The organism is Streptomyces sp. NPDC001492, assembly GCF_053597275.1.
Window position 1 is genome coordinate 103,275 of record NZ_JBSFHW010000021.1, and the last position, 14,751, is coordinate 118,025.

13 protein-coding genes and 1 pseudogene are annotated in these 14,751 nt (G+C 66.8%); 1 reads left to right on the forward strand and 13 read right to left on the reverse strand.

Annotated elements, in window-relative coordinates; translation table 11 throughout:
- Positions 1-10 precede the first annotated feature (10 nt).
- Positions 11-2,329, forward strand: a complete 2,319-nt coding sequence (locus ACWC1K_RS26005) for a DUF262 domain-containing protein (RefSeq protein WP_450834663.1) — start codon at positions 11-13, stop codon at positions 2,327-2,329.
- Positions 2,330-2,447: 118 nt separating this feature from the next.
- On the opposite strand, the gene ACWC1K_RS26010 is transcribed toward ACWC1K_RS26005, so the two are convergent.
- The 13 genes and pseudogenes from ACWC1K_RS26010 to ACWC1K_RS26070 form a co-directional block, all read right to left on the reverse strand.
- On the reverse strand, positions 2,448-3,062 hold the full coding sequence (locus ACWC1K_RS26010) for a hypothetical protein (protein WP_450834665.1): 615 nt from the start codon (positions 3,060-3,062) through the stop codon (positions 2,448-2,450).
- A gap of 236 nt (positions 3,063-3,298) precedes the next feature.
- A complete protein-coding gene (locus tag ACWC1K_RS26015) occupies positions 3,299-4,855 on the reverse strand; it encodes an AAA family ATPase (RefSeq protein ID WP_450834667.1) in 1,557 nt (518 codons plus the stop codon).
- Between the two features lie 209 nt (positions 4,856-5,064).
- On the reverse strand, positions 5,065-6,186 hold the full coding sequence (locus ACWC1K_RS26020) for a DnaB-like helicase N-terminal domain-containing protein (protein ID WP_450834669.1): 1,122 nt from the start codon (positions 6,184-6,186) through the stop codon (positions 5,065-5,067).
- Entirely contained in the window at positions 6,186-7,451 is a 1,266-nt protein-coding gene (locus ACWC1K_RS26025) for a DNA cytosine methyltransferase (protein ID WP_450834789.1), read from the reverse strand. The genes ACWC1K_RS26020 and ACWC1K_RS26025 overlap by 1 nt, the downstream gene beginning before the upstream one ends.
- Positions 7,452-7,456: 5 nt before the next feature.
- Complete coding sequence (locus tag ACWC1K_RS26030) at positions 7,457-8,329, reverse strand: hypothetical protein (protein WP_450834670.1); 873 nt, start codon at positions 8,327-8,329, stop codon at positions 7,457-7,459.
- Positions 8,330-8,426: 97 nt separating this feature from the next.
- Positions 8,427-8,834, reverse strand: a complete 408-nt coding sequence (locus ACWC1K_RS26035) for a hypothetical protein (protein WP_450834672.1) — start codon at positions 8,832-8,834, stop codon at positions 8,427-8,429.
- Between the two features lie 229 nt (positions 8,835-9,063).
- Complete coding sequence (locus tag ACWC1K_RS26040) at positions 9,064-9,351, reverse strand: hypothetical protein (protein WP_450834673.1); 288 nt, start codon at positions 9,349-9,351, stop codon at positions 9,064-9,066.
- A 475-nt stretch (positions 9,352-9,826) separates the two neighbouring features.
- Positions 9,827-10,291 carry a hypothetical protein gene (locus ACWC1K_RS26045; RefSeq protein ID WP_450834675.1) on the reverse strand — a complete coding sequence of 155 codons (465 nt, stop codon included), beginning with the start codon at positions 10,289-10,291 and terminating at the stop codon, positions 9,827-9,829.
- A 79-nt stretch (positions 10,292-10,370) separates the two neighbouring features.
- Positions 10,371-10,647, reverse strand: a pseudogene (locus ACWC1K_RS26050) (hypothetical protein); the annotation flags it as partial.
- 93 nt (positions 10,648-10,740) lie between these two features.
- A complete protein-coding gene (locus tag ACWC1K_RS26055; protein ID WP_450834677.1) occupies positions 10,741-11,553 on the reverse strand; it encodes a hypothetical protein in 813 nt (270 codons plus the stop codon).
- 61 nt (positions 11,554-11,614) lie between these two features.
- On the reverse strand, positions 11,615-12,217 hold the full coding sequence (locus tag ACWC1K_RS26060) for a hypothetical protein (RefSeq protein ID WP_450834679.1): 603 nt from the start codon (positions 12,215-12,217) through the stop codon (positions 11,615-11,617).
- Between the two features lie 165 nt (positions 12,218-12,382).
- Positions 12,383-12,883, reverse strand: coding sequence for a hypothetical protein (locus ACWC1K_RS26065; protein WP_450834681.1), 501 nt, complete (start codon positions 12,881-12,883; stop codon positions 12,383-12,385).
- Positions 12,884-12,891: 8 nt separating this feature from the next.
- Positions 12,892-14,682 (reverse strand): type IV secretory system conjugative DNA transfer family protein, encoded by a 1,791-nt coding sequence (locus ACWC1K_RS26070; RefSeq protein WP_450834683.1) that lies wholly within the window; start codon positions 14,680-14,682, stop codon positions 12,892-12,894.
- Positions 14,683-14,751 lie beyond the last annotated feature (69 nt).

Consider the following 14,751-nt stretch of genomic DNA (forward strand, 5'->3'; position numbering starts at 1 on the left):
AATCGGGGATATGGAAACTCGCGAGATTTTTGATGCGGCACCGCTGTCAGTTTCTCAGTTCCTCAGCGAGCCCAGTCAGGGGCTCTATATTCCGCCGTATCAGCGCGCATACAGTTGGGAGCTGCCCAAGATCAGGCGTCTCCTCAGTGACGTCGCACACGGCCTTGACCAGCTTGCCGAGTTCGAGGACTCGATCTGTTTCCTCGGCACCGTCATCGCGCTTCGCGACATCAACTACACGACCGTTGAGCCGAAATACAGGTCTCAGGTCCCTTCCAAGGTGATGACCATCATCGACGGGCAACAGCGAATGACCACTCTGCTGTTGCTGACGACGGTCCTGCACGAGGAGATTCGGGTTCGGGCGGAGAAGCTGGCACGCGATGACGAGCCGTCGGTCTGGTGTTACAACCAAGCGCTTGATGTGACGGGACGTCTAGCGAACTGCTTCGAGGAAGACATGCGCTACGGCGAGCATCGCTACTACCCGCGCATGATTCGCTCCTACTACGACGTGTGGTCCCGCAATAAGGGGGAGGCCCGCTATCGGTCACCCGTGGGTTACTACCTTGAGTCTTATGGGGCCTATGGGCGAGGCGAGGATCCTGCGAAGCCCTACAAGCATGACCTCATCAACTCCGAGAAGACGGATGGCGTTGACCTTGAGGCATACAAGCACTTGGACCGCATGCGGGAGCAAATGAGGTCCATGCTGCGTAAAGCGGTGAACGGCGGCGTCAAGAGGGAAGATGATATTCTCCTGCCGATCGGGGCCGATATAGCGCAGTCGCAGAATCTCCAATTCGCCCTCTTTAACAGCGAGTTTCCGGAGTCGGTTGTCGCGAGGCTTGGTGAAGAAGCCAAGGAGGTGCCACTCACTCGGCTCATCGTTTTCGCGAACTACCTCCTGCATCGAGTCACCGTTGCTGTGGTTACCGCCAAACGCGAGGACTATGGCTTCGACATGTTCGAAGCCCTCAACACCACCGGACAGCCACTGACTGCAATCGAGACGTTCAAGCCTCGCGCCATCCAAGCTGAGGGCTTGGATGAGTGGCAGGAGTCCGAGTCAAAAGGCCACTTCGATGTCATCGAAGCCTACCTGGATAGAGAAGGTAGTACTTCGGCGGATAAGCGCCAGACCGTCACCAGCAGCATCCTGCTCCCGTTCGCCATGTTCCAGGACGGAACCAAGCTCACAAAGCGCCTGAACGACCAGCGTCGTTATCTGAGGGGTGTCTTCGATACCGACCCAGATGTCGAAGCGCGCCGCAAGGTCCTGGCCGGACTCGCCCAGGTGGCGCGCTTCTACGAAGGACCTTGGGCCTCGCCGACGAATGTGCCGGCCTGCGAGGATGCTTCCTTGCGTCAGCAAGCGGGGATCTCGCTAGCAGCGCTACGCGAAGGCGGACACGACATCGTCGTCGGGCTGCTGACCCGGTACTACGCGGCGCATCGCCTTGCGCCCACCGAAACGGTCGAGCTGGCGGCCCGCCAGTTCCTGATCGCAGCCCAGTCGTGCGGAGCGTTCTATGCCCTCTGGAGGGGAGCATTCGGCGGGACAGCGGGAATCGATGGTGTCTACCGATCCCTCATGAATCATGGTGTGAACGACGATGACGCGCCACGATTTGCTCGATTTGGCGGTGATCTCACAGAGGTCCCGCCGGTTGAATCACTGCAGTCGTATCTGCGAGAGCGGCTGCAGGAACAGGGGATTCACGACAAGGAACAATGGGTTGCGCGGGCGTCCCTTACGCCCGTATACCAAGCCTCGAAGCCGTTGACTCGTCTCCTTCTCCTGGCTGCGTCGCAGAATTCCACCCCGGACAACTCCGAACCCGGTCTTGTCGTTCGAGGAAAGAGCGGCTTGCTTGAGACGCTGGAGCCCGAACGTTGGAATGACACTGCTTTCGCTACGATCGAGCACGTAGCACCTCAGACGCTGTCGGGTAACGGCGGTTGGAACAAGGACCTGTACGAGGATCCCGAGCTCATCGAGAGGATCGGCAATCTCACCCTCCTGCCTGCTGTCGAAAACGCGTCGGCGAGCAACAGGTCCTGGCACCTGAAGCGCCTTATGTTCCAGGCGCTCTCCGCCGCCACAGTGGAAGAGGCCGAGAAGATGTTGGCCGACGCTGAAGCACAGGAACTGCGCCTGGGCAGTGGCGCTCAAGAGATCGTCAAGCAGTCTCGATACCTCCCGTTGGTTGCTGCTGTTGCGCAGAGGGAGGACGAGTGGACGGCTGATTTCGTTGCGGAGCGATCGAAGAGGCTGTGCAGCCTCGCCTGGGACGCCCTGACGCCGTGGCTCGGGTTCGAGCAGTAGCCGTCTCCACAGGTGCCTGTCAGCGATGTGAACCACGGTCCGCAGCTCAGCGTGTGCTTGAGCTGCGGACCGGAATCGCCACGTCGTATCGCAAGTGGCTTGGTTGCGCCAACTCGCCTTACTTATCTACCTCCTGGACGTGCCATCCACCGTTGACGTACCACTCGTCGTCGGCAAGGCCCCGGTACAGCGCGCTTCCCATCGTGTTGGGATTGCCCTCGTGCGCCCACCCCTCTGCTTTGCGGGAAAGCCAGTGGGATACGTCCCTGATAGGAGTGGTCTTGAGGTCGTGGTTTGTGGCCGCGATGTGTGATGCGACCAACTGGCGGTAGCGGTAGTCGAGATCGAAAACCCTCAAATGGGTGCGGAGTCGTCCGGTGAGAGTTTCATCCCAGTTGGCGTGAGGGGTGACGAAGAACTCCATGGACATCGGCTGTCTTCCTTGGGGTCTCCGCACTCTGGCAGTCAGCCATGGATGGTGCGAGAAGTCATCGAAGTACGGGTGCAGAGTCTGCTCTGTTGCGTTGGTGGGACACGTCTCGCCCTTACCGATATTACAGTCCCGGCATGCGGGAACAAGATTGACCGGAACAACGCTCAACAAGGGATATGCACTACTGGGGAGGTGGTGGTCGAGTGTTGTCACGACACCCTCTCCACACAGAGGGCACTTATTAGTGGCACCCTTGATCGCTTCGTAGATGCGCCGGCCCGGTGAGGTCTCCTTGACCATGCGGTCTTTGTAGACCCTTTTCAGTGATGTCCGTTCCTGGCGTCCGGTCGGCTCGCTCGCGATGTAGGTGAGGGTGTGCAGGGACTGCTGCTTCGCTGCTGCCTCGTATTCGAGGCTAGCTGTGGTGACTGCATCTTCGAACGCCTCAAGCCGGGCTTTGGTAGTTGGGCGAGCGCCGCTGATGCATGTGGTGAACGATTGACGTGCGTCAATCGCTGGTGCCTCTAGTCGACGCATCAGCCCTGCCCTCGCAGGTCGTCACGAATACCGAGCAAGGCGCTGAGGACGAGCTGTGCTTCACTGCCTAGTCGGCCGTGGAAGCGTTCGAGGACTGCGTCGTAGGAATAGCCCTCGCTCACAAGGCGCCGCAGCTCCTGCAGGAATCCTGCTGCGGTGACTTCAAGGCCGAACACCTCATGGGTCAGGACACCGACGTTCTCCCCGTACGTCTCGATGCGAGGTTGGCCGGCGCCTAGCTGCCCGCCGTAACGCCACAATTTCCACACGCAGTGGGCAGGGATCTCCTGGAGCACCACTGGCGAGTGCGTGGCGACGACAGCGAGGCCGTTGCGCTCGGTCAGTAGATCGGAGAGGGCACGCATGAACGCGGCCAGGAGAGGGGGGTGGAGGTGAGTCTCGGGCTCATCGATGATAACCAACGTGCGTTCGCTGACGTGCTCGATGAGACGGGTCATGGTGAGCAGCACGATCTTGTGGCCGGAGCTGAGCTGGCGGAACAGAGCTCGGGCCTTGCGCTCGCGGCTGCGGCGACTGGGCGAGTTTTCGAAGTTCTCCAGCCATCCCTCTTCCAGCAGTCCGCTGCCGGGGTAGTCGAGCATACGGAGAGCCTCAAGCCACTGGCCGACGCGTTCCCGGGTCAGGCATGCCTGCATCCCTTGGGCAAAGTCACCACGTAGACCGTTGGGGGTCTTGAACCGTGGTGAGCGAGCGCCTTGGACTCGCAGGCCCACATAGGAGGCGATGAACCTATCGTCGCTCTCGACGAGAGGGAAGTCGTCGAAGGCGCTGAAGGACACGGTCACGAGATTGGTGAAGGAGCGACCTTCACGGCCGTACTCGATCACCCGGCCGAGCAGTTCCGGTTCCGGTTCGATTGCCGCGACGGCGCGCGCCAAATGCGACAGCACGAATGACTTCCCCACCCCATTGCGGCCGGTGAGGGCGTGCACGTTGCTTGGCGGATTGGAATCGGGCTCGACCTGAAACCGGAGCCGGACCGGCTCTGCGCCATGGGGAACGGGGGGTTCGTAGGCCACGTCGAAGCTCATTTTACGGACACCGCCACGGGCGATGCGTCGTAGCTGACCCTCTACGGCGGACAGTTTCACCCATCGAAGCAGCGAGCTGCGAGTCACGTCGTAGTCCATCGCCATCGCGAGGATGTCCTCGTCGAGCGCAATGTCCCGAAGGGCGCGGAGGACGTCTTCACGGGCAGGGCCGACTACCTCGTGAAGGTTCCGGTAATACTCGTCCGATTGGCCCAGGGAGAAGAAGGACCTGTCCAGTTGGGTGAAGCGTTGCGGCAGTGGTGTATAGCGTTCTCCGCCCGCATACATCGAGGTGTGCCCAACCTTCACCGTGCCTATTTCTACGATGCCCGTGGCTGTCCGGATTCGCAGGATGTAGGTCGTTTGATAGCCCGTATCCGTTCCATGGCTCCAGCCATCTACCTCCCCTCGGGCATAGAAGAGCACGGCGTCGGCATCCTCATCCCAGTATTCGAAGGCGCCGTCGTCTTCGGGTGCGGGCTGGTCAAGAACCGCGAACTGCACGGCGACATCCTCCGGTTGAGCGTCTGGAACACCTGATCAGCCGATCCTAGGCCGAGTAGCTCCATGGCTCTTGCCTGTCGTGAATCAGCGCGGATTCCTGTACGGCGGGAGGTGCACAGGGGTCAGATGACCGTACCCGCCGCCGGCAGGCGGCTGGGTGGGCTCGCTTCGTGTCTAGCCCGACGTGGATGCCAGCTCGGCGATTGCGGTCATCGGTGGGTGCGCGCTGCGGTGACGGCCGGCCGGTGAGGCGGTCCGGCACGGGGACGTGGCGCTGACCGCGGGGGTGCGCCGGTGGAGGCGCAGGTGGGCGCCGTGGCCCGGTTCCAGCGGGTGCGCAGGGCGCTGAGGTCGGCCAGGGCCCGTCGGCTGCCGGTGATGAGCTGGTGGGGGGTGTTGGCGGGGTCGTCGGTGTAGGCGGTGATCCGTGCGGCGACCGCCTGGGCACGGGCGAGGAGAGCGCGCTGAAGGATCTTCTCGCCCCAGTGCTCTGGTGAGCCGGCGGGTGTGGAGACCAGTGCCATCAGGTCTTTGGGGGTGAGGGTGCCGGCGAGCAGGCCGCGGTGCTGGGCCTCGCCAAGGACGGTGACCGGGTCGACCATGTCGCCGCGGTGGACCAGCGCCGTGATGGACTGCCAGAGTGCGGCGTGCAGCGGCAGCAGGAAGTCCGTCTCGGTCAGCCACCGCATCTGCTGGACCTCCGCCGGGTAGGCGGTGGCGGTCGCGAGGAGGAGGCGTTCTTCGGCGAGATCCTCCTCGCTGGCCTGCAGCGGGATATCCGGGGGGAGCGCCGTACGGGGCAAGGGGCCGGGGTGTGGCGCGAACTGTTCGGCGAGGGAGTCCAGGACGCGGCCGATGTCGTCGGCCATACCAAGCGTCGAGGCTGCCGGGTTGGGCAGGCCCGGGTCGGTTGCGGTGGACGCGAGGCGCTCAGCGTGCCCGCGCAGGACTCGGCGGGCGTTGTCGGCGCGGATCATCCTGGCGTACGCCGCAGCGTGCTTCGGCTGCGGACAGAACTGGATGAGCGCATGGATGTAGGAGGCATTGAGGCCGGGAGCGTGCGGACGCGCGTGTTCCAGCACTGTGTTGAGCCAGGCCGTGTCCTTGGCGTGGTCGGCGGGGTCGGGCTGCGGGAGCGTGTAGATCGCGGTGAACAGCGCGGCGTGGGTGTGGCTGTCGAAGTGGTGGGCGATCAGTGGCTCGGTGTCGGCAAGCCGTGCGGGTTCGAGGAGGAGGGCGCCGAGCAGGGCCTGCTCGGCGTAGTGGACCGGCTTCGGTGCCGGCGTGCGGTCGAGGTCGTCGTCCTCGTCGGGTTCAGGGGTGTGGGGCATCAGGCGGCGAGGGTGAAGTCGTTGGGGTTGAAGGTCCTGTTGAGGTGCGGGGCGAGCAGGTGGGCGGCCAGGCGCGGGGGGACGGCGTTGCCGATCTGGGAGAACATCTGGCCCTTGTTGCCCTGCCACGGATAGTCGGCGGGGAAGCTCTGCAGCACGCCCGCTTCCTGGGCGGTGATCTTGATCGGGGCTGGCGCCGATCGCTGCTCACCGTCGGTAAGACTGGAGGCGGGGGCGGCGACCCAAGTGCACTCGTTGGCCCGGTGGCCGAAGAACAGAGTGCCGGCGGGCTCGTCAGCACGGCGCACGGTGGCGTTGGTTTGGTTGTTGCTGCGCAGTGACCATGACCAGCGGTGCGCTTCGGCGGTGAAGCTGGGGACCGGAGCATCCGAGGGGCGGTTCGCACCGGGCCGGTCCGCCCAGCCCGGGCCCTGAATGCGGGAGGTCAGGACGACCTCGGAGTCGGGGTGAGGTGTCCAGGTGCCCCGGTCGCGGGCATCGGCCAGGGTCTTACGCGAGCCGGAGGGGAAGGGTTCGGGGCCGCCTCCTGGTCCGCCGCCGGCGCACACGGTGGGCACGGGCCGGTCGGTGGCGCCCCAGCCGAGGGCTTCGGCCATGGATACCCAGCGGGCGCGGCCGGGGCCGAACAGCGACTCCGGCTCGGCCAACTGTGCGTGGGTGGGGGGCGAGGGCTCGGCGGTGCGTACGCGGGAGGCGAGCAGGATCGCTCGCTTCCTGGTCTGTGGGACGCCGTAGTCGGCTGCGTTGAGGATGCCGGTCCAGACGGAGAAGCCCCAGGTGCGCAGTATGGCCGCGTACTGCCGCCACAGCGGCAGTACGTCGGGGACTTCCTCCATGACCACCCACTCGGGCTCGCCCACGGTGTTGAGGGCGTGGAGGTAGCGCATGGGTTCGGCGGCGAGGAGAGATCGTTCGTCCGCGCACGCGTGGAGCAGCTGCTCACGGGTGTCGCGTCCGGCGGCGAGGTCGGCGACGGCCTGGTGGACGAGCGGCTGGTCGACCAGACCGAGACGTTTGCCTGCCATGCTCCATGCCTGGCAGGGAGGGGAGGCGATCAGCCCGAGGACCTGGCCGGAGAAGATCCATACCGGATAGCGGGCGACGTCGGTACGGATCGTCAACTGCCCGGCCATGGCGCGGGTCTTGCAGGCCCACTCGTCCCATTCCAGGCCGATGTCCCGCGCGCCGAGAACATTGAGCGCGTGGCTCCAGCCGCCGGGACCGGCGAACAGGTCGAGGATGATCCGTCTCAAGAAGCCAGCCCGAAGTCGTCCTGCACCGGCTCGACTTCACCCCGGCAGGCCCAGGGGGAACAGCCGTCGACCACGCCGTTCTCCAGCTCCTCGACCGCGGCGGAGCGGTCGTCGAGCGCCTGCTGCCGCGCGGCCCACTCGGCGGCGGTGACGTGATCGATGGGGGCCTGATCGAGCGGTACGCGGGAGCGGTGCAGGAACGCCTCACCGAGCAGACGGTTCCCGGAGGCGTTGGCGCGGGCATTGCCCTGGCGGATGGCCGCATCGAACGCAACCACGTCCGCCCATTCCTCAGGGCTGGTGTCCCGGATACTCCTCCACTGAGCGTTGCCGTGAAATGGGCAGCCCAGACAACTCGATTTTGGCGTATCCGCCAGGCCGATGGAGGTGAGGTAGCGGACGCAATCCGAGCGCGACCAATTGAGGTCGATGAGCGGGTGCCGATTGCGCATGTACTTGACGTCTGCGTCCTTGGCCCGGTGGAACTCGTCGGTGGAGATGCCGACCCACTGCTCGACGAACACACCCTTCGGAATGCGCAGCGGGTATGGGTATCCGAGGAGTTCCCGAACCTTCTTCTTGATAGGCTTGATTTTATATTCACCGGTGCACTGGCGCCTGGTCATGCCCTGCTTTCCGTCCTGATTGAGGATATATAGGGGCATCGAGGCAAACCGGTGATCGGGGTCTAGGGCGTCCTTTCTTATGTGTCCGGAGGAGACGCGCAGGACGGGTATTCCTGCAGGTGCTGCGATTTCCCGTTCGAGACGGTCGAGATGGTTATAGACCGCGCGGGGTTCCCAGCCGGTATCGGCGAAAATTGCGTAGTCGACCTTCGGGAGTATTCCCTCAGCGGACAGTGCCAGCATGGCGCTGGACTGCACGCCCGCGCCGAGCGAGATGGACCGGAAGACAGGGGTTGTGGAAATAGGGGCTCCTTGCGGGAGACGCTGGAGGCAGGAGGGGTCAGCGTCGGTGGGCGGCGGGGGCCGTTGTGAAGTGCTTCGGAGGATCCGGCGGCCAGAGCTGGACCGCAGAGGGCGGGAAGGTGACGCCGGAAATGTGGGCGAGGACGGTCAGCCCGAGCGGGGTTGGCGCAAGGCGTTGGCCAATGGCCGAGGCGGGGTGCGCGGCGCGGTCACGGTGGGCGAGTCCCTTGCGTTCCAGGGCGTGCCAGGTGGCGATCGCGATGTGCGCCGAGGTCTGGGTGTCCACGTAGAGCGAGCCGGTGGCGCGCTGCCTGATCCGGCTGGGCGTGCGGGTGAGGACGCGCAGAGCGGCGCGCTGGTGCCAGGTCAGGCCACGCGTGATGGCCGACAGCTCAGCAGCTGAAATGTCGGGGCTGCTCTGGAAGGCCGGCGTCGGGGCGCGCAAGTCGTGGGGGTGCTGTGGCGGAGTGGGGAGGTCGGACGGGACGATGAGCGGCTCCGGACATATCTGCGGGGTCTTGTGCGGCGAGCTGAGTCGTTGGCGGTGGGGCGCGGAAGGCCGTGGAACGAGAAGCCTGGGAGTGGGGCGGCTAACGCGTCGCTGATCTCCGGCTGTTGAGCGAGAGCAGCGTCCCGGGGCGTGGCTGACCGGGTGGCTCCTGCGCTGCGGCGGTTCAACGGCTTCGGGTGGTTGCCTGCGTGGCTGCGGGGATCGGGCGGGGCGGCGTGCCGGGGGCGGTTCCTGGCCTTGTCGGGGGTAGTCCGATGACGGAGGCGAGAGCGGTGATGCCTGCTGGCGTGAGGTGCACGCGGTCTTGGGCAGGGCCGCCGATGTAGGCGCCGGGCGCGGAGTTCGGGATCCGTTCGGCGAGGTCCTTCGACTCCAGGGCCCGCAGCGTGCTCATCAGGACCTTGGGCTCCCTAGAACGCGTGAACTCCCGCCCCAGGGAGCTGCTGGCCACGACATGACCGCAGGCGATCTGCGCCAGGGCGGTGCGCTGGGTGGCAGTGAGCCGTTCATCTGGTGTGATGGCGGTCGACCAGTGACGTCGCCTTGTCTCCGCGGCGAGACTCGCGGCGCAGCCGACCGCGGCTTCGGGTGCCAGGGGGCGGTCAGCTCACGAGCCGACTGGAGGCTCAAGGCGGCTGACGAGGTAGTGAGAAAGGCGAGTTGTTTCAGCCGCACGAGCGTCTCTGTCAACTCCGTGCTCTGGTAGAGCCGTTCATCCTGGATGGCCTTGACCGAGATGCGGGTGGCGGACGCCAGGCGCTGCGCGGAGTCGGCGTGGGCCTGCGGCTCGGGTTCCGTCGTAGTGTGAAGGAGGACGTCGAGCGCGTCGTTGTGCCGGGTGTACTGATCGGCGAGGTGGAGCAGCCGCTCGACGGACGTCAGCGGTGGCGGCATGTCGAACAACAGAGACTCGGCGGGCGGCGTGGTCATGAGCGGCGCCGTACGGTCGGGGCCGGCACGGATATGGCGGCGGTCGTGCTCGGTGCCGCGGGACGGCGGGGCGTACCGAGGCAGGCGCGGGCCACGGCCAGGGCCTGGTCGGCGTCGTCGAGATGGACGCGCAGGCGGCTGTGCAGGCCGACAGCATCCAGCTGTTTCTGGAGCGTGGTCTGCGCGCCGGGCCGGGCGAGGGCGACGAGCGGGGCGAGGGCCTGCGTGTAGTGGGCGATGGCCCGTCCCAGGTGCCCGGTCGTCTGCCCCAGGGCCTCGGCCGGAGGGAGACCGGCGATGTTCGGCGCGAGCTGGTACTCGACGTCGGCGGCCATGCTGGCGGCCAGATGGCAGAGCAGGCCGATGTGCCGGGTGGCGGTGAACAGGCCGTTTCCGTCACCAGTGATGCGGTGCTCGCGCAGGTCGGCCATGACGGCATCCACGGCTTCGTGCGGCTCCATGTCGTCCAGGTCGGCAGGCTCGTGGGTGTGAATGGGCGCCTCCGTGGGCGAGTTGAGCGGGAAGAGAGGGCGAGGGCCAGGCGGCGGTGCCGAAGCCGGTCTGCTTCGGGGGCGGCCTCGGTGACGGCGCGTTCGGTGATGCCCGAGGACGTGCGGAAGGGGGCGGCGGACAGGGCGTCGACGCTGGGCACGAGATACCAGGGGTCGCAAGCCGAGCATGGCCGCGCGCATACCGGTGGCGAACGTTGGCGGGGTGCCCTTGGGCAGGGCACGGATGGCGTCGGCGGCCAGGATGCGTTCCTACCGCAGGCTGACGGACGTGGACTGCCGGACTCGGAGGTCGAGGTGAAGGTGGTCAAGCGGGCCGAGCACGTCGGGGTGCTTGTTGGCCCCCACCCCGGCCAGCTGGCCTGGAAAGATGAGCGCGAGGTCGACGGGGACGAAGCCGTTCACCGCCGCCTCCCGGCCGCGGCGGCAGCGGGAGCGGGCACGTTGGCGTTTGCGGTTGTCGGCGTACGGGCGGGTTTCTGGGTGTCCAGGGCCAGCCGTCCGGCGGCGGTGACCGTGACCTTCCGGCTCACGAAGAGCGACGTCCCCTGCTGGACGCGGATCAGCTTGTTGTCCGCGAGAGCGGTGAAGGGCTTGCTGTGGATGGTGCTGCCGTCGCCGGCCAGGACGGTCTCCCGGCTGCCCCGCAGAGACCGGGAGACACTGGTGCCGCCCTGGGCGACCTTCTCCAGGGCCGCGTACTGGGCTGAGGTCAGCTGCGGAAGCGGCGGCAGGTGCTCCGGGTGTTCCTTGAGGTCGCGGATGATTCCCGATGCGGTGTAGAGGCAGCCGGTTGCACACAGGTCCAGTTGGTGGGCGGCGTCGCCCAGGGCCTTGGCCAGACGAGGGGCGGCCTCGGCGTGCCGGGCTTTGCGCACGGTGTAGTTGTCCAAGGGCGGGCTGCCGGCGAAGACGGTTCCCTCGAGCGGGTTGTCGGCCACCGCGCTCGCGAGGTCGAGAGCGGCCACGGAAGCCGCTTCCACGACGGAGCTGAGCGCCTCCAGGGCGGGACGGCTGCCCGGTACGAGGGTGTACTGACTGCCGTCGAGGGCGGCCAGCCGCATCAGGGTGCGGCCGATCAGCTCGTGCACCTGGGCGATCTTCGGGGCGAGCTGCTTCAGCATCTCGCTGCCCGGCTGCGCCTTCAGTGTGCTGACGCTGGTCTTCAGGGCGCCGAACTCGGCGCCGAGCTGACGGAGGTGGTCGACCTGCACGGGCAGGTCGATCTGGCGGATGGCGATGGTGGGTCCTTAAGAATGTCGGTGGTCCGGGAGGTCAGTGGGTGCGGCGCCGCACCGGCCCTGTGGCCGGGCCGCCGGGGACGGCGGCCGAAGTGCGCTGGGGCGCTGCGGGGATCGCGTCGGGGGTGGGGATGCCCAGCTCGACATGGACATTGAGTCCAAGGGCGTAGGCGTGGGATTCGGCGCGGACGACCGCGCCTAGCAGGCCATGCTCGCTCAGCGGCATCGACGGCTCGTACAAGGAGCCGTCGGGCGAGGGCGTGAAGCCGTGCTGTTCCAGGAGGGAACGGGCCACGTCCGTGGTGGCGGTCGCGGTGAGGGTGGTGTCGCTGAGCGTGAAGCGGAGGTCGGGCTCGGGGCAGGGGCTCTGTCGGCTCCGGCGGGTGGTCCAGGACAGGTCGACGAGGTCGTGGGTATGGGACAGAAGTCCGTACATCGCTATGCCGGCCCGCTCGTTGGCCTCCTCGGAAGGGGTGGGCGGGAGCAGGTAGACGGTTCGACCGTTTAGTTTGCGGGCGATGAAACCGGCGTCGGTCAGCAGGCGGTCGGCGCTGCGGAGACGGCGGTTGAGGACGACGAACGTGTGCGCGTCATCGGTGGACCCAATGAACACGTCAGGCACGTCCACGAAGGACACGGGATTCTCCAAACGCTCGGGACAGCATGCTGCAAGGGGGGCTTGGTACATCGGCGTGGCATCGCGGGCGAACGGGCCGTCACGCCTGGTAGCAGCGGGAGGCTTCGTCGCCGACCCCGGCGGGCTCGACATGGCTGGTGAGAGCCACGGGGTTGTGATGCAAGATCAGCGGCGCGCGGTTGGCGGCCGGCCGGGTGGTGCCGGGGCGGGTAGCGCGGGCGCGTGGAGGTTGAGGCGGGCCGGAGTGCGCAGGACGGACAAGGGCTGACCGGAGGCGGCGATACGCCAGAACGACCAGCCGGTCCGGTTCGGCGACGCGATGTCCGGACGCAGGGCGCGGATGACGGCAGCCGAAGCGCCGCTGGGACTCTTGTAGGTCCCTTCGCCCGGGCCGTGGGGAACCGCGACGCACGAGGTGGCCGGGTCGAAGAGGGCGTCGACGCGGGTGTCGGCGTACCGGGCGTACACCGGGATCGGCGGCGGTGGTGCGGCGAGCGCTGCGTGGGCACGCTGGGCATCGGCGTGCTCGGCTGTCGATTGCTCGAAGTGGGCGAGGAGACGTTCGAAGACGCCTTTCGGCGTGGTGCTCCAGGCACGGGCGAGCAGCGTGATCTGCCTCTGCGTGTCGGGATCGAAATCGAGGGGTGCGGGCTCTTGAGATGTCATGGCGGGTCTCATGCGGCCTGGCCGAAGTCGTCGCGTGAGGGAGCGGCTTTGGCAACGGCGCGCGCTGTGATGGCCTTTGAGGCGCGTGCGGAGGAAGAGGCGAGGGTGTCGGCGCCGGGTTCGAGGTACCAGGGGCGCAGTTCGAGCATGGCGGCGCGCATGCCGGTGGCGAAGCACAGGGCGGTGCCCTTGGGCAGGGCGCGGATCGCGTCCGCGGGCAGGATCCGTTCCTGACGCATCGACACCGACGTCGACTTGCCGGACTCGGAGACCGAGGTGGAGGTGGTCTCCACGTCGTGGTCGCCGATGAGGCGGGAGAGCTTGTCGGCGAAGTCCGGGTCGTCGATGCCGGAGCCGATGACCTTGACGGTGCTCGCGGACCACATGGCGTCCATGCCCGCGTCGCCCCAGACCTTCTGGCCTTGCCGGTAGGACTGCAGGATCGTGATCGGGATGATCCCGCGCGAGCCCAAGTGCGAGTACAGGTCGGGCAGATCGGAGATCTTGCAGACGTTGGCGGCCTCGTCGAGAATCGCGAGCATCGGCGGGTCGAGGCGTCCTCCGGCACGTTCGGCCTGCGCGGTCGCGGCTCGCATCACGCTGTCTGCGCACGCGGCGATGAGGGCCGAGGCTCCTCCTCCGCCGTCCTTCGACAGCAGGTAGAGCGTGTCCTTCGAGGCGACGAACGTGGACGGCGTGAACTCGGGCACGTCCTTCTGCGGGGTCACCCAGGCGGCGATCTCGCTGTTGAGCAGGGCGGCGGCGTACTGGCGGGCCGTCTCATAGATGCCGTCCCGGGTTTCGGGCGGGCCCTCCACAGTGCCCTTGAGCTGGGCGGCGACCGCGGCGAACTTGTGGTCGCGCAGGATGTCGAGCGGGGTGCGGTCGGCGGGAAAGGCGAGCCAGGCCATCACGTCGGTGATCGGCCGCTCGTCGAGCGCGGCGGCCAAGAACAACTGGGACAAGATGTTGGACCCGGCCTTGGACCAGAAGTCGCCCTGCTGGGACGCGTCCACGGAGGCGGCGAGGAAGTGGCCGGCCAACCGCCCGGCCCCGTCGAGGGTCTTGGCGTCGGCCAGGGGGTTCCACCACATGGCCCGTTCCGCGTGGGCGATCTGCTGCGGGTCCATCGACCAGGTCCGGCCGACGACCGCCCGCGCGTCGAGGGTCGCGGTGTAGGCGTCGCCCGCGGCCTTGTTGGAGGTGAGCAGGACCGGACCGGGCGCACCCAGGATCGAGGGGATCGCCAAGCTGGTCGTCTTACCGGATCGGGGTGCCATGATCGCGACGGCGACGTCCTCGTACCCCATGCGCACCTCATGCTTCGTGCCCTCGAGATTGCCGAGGAGGATGCCGGCGTCGGCCGCAGCGATGTGCTTGGCGTCCTTCAAACTCGGGCGCAGCGACCTCGCTTTGTCGGTGATGGCCTTGGACAGCAGCGGCTCGATGTCCCGCTGCTTGGCCATGCCGGCGACGCGCTTCTTGCGCCCGCTGCCGCCGCCTCGGTGCCGCTTATAGAGCACCGCGGCAGTGATGCCGAGAGCGACGAGCACGGCGCCGGGCAGGATGCGTGCGCCGACCAGAAGGGACGTTTCGCTCAGGTCCGGCCACAGCTGGTCGGGGTGCAGGAGGGCCTGAACCGGCTGGTAGGGGGCGGCGTGGGAGGCGGTGGCCCAGGCGGTGAGATTGCCGCCGAGCCAGGCGAGGTTGGACAGTGGCACGGCGACGGCGATGGCGCCGAGAAGGATCTTGAAGGCTATGTCGTAGCCGTCGGTGGACTGGGAGGAGGAGTTCGGCAAGAGGGCGGTTCCTGGGGCGGGTGATGTCGGTGCGCGCGCTGCGCAGCAGGGGCAGGGGGCGGCCGTACG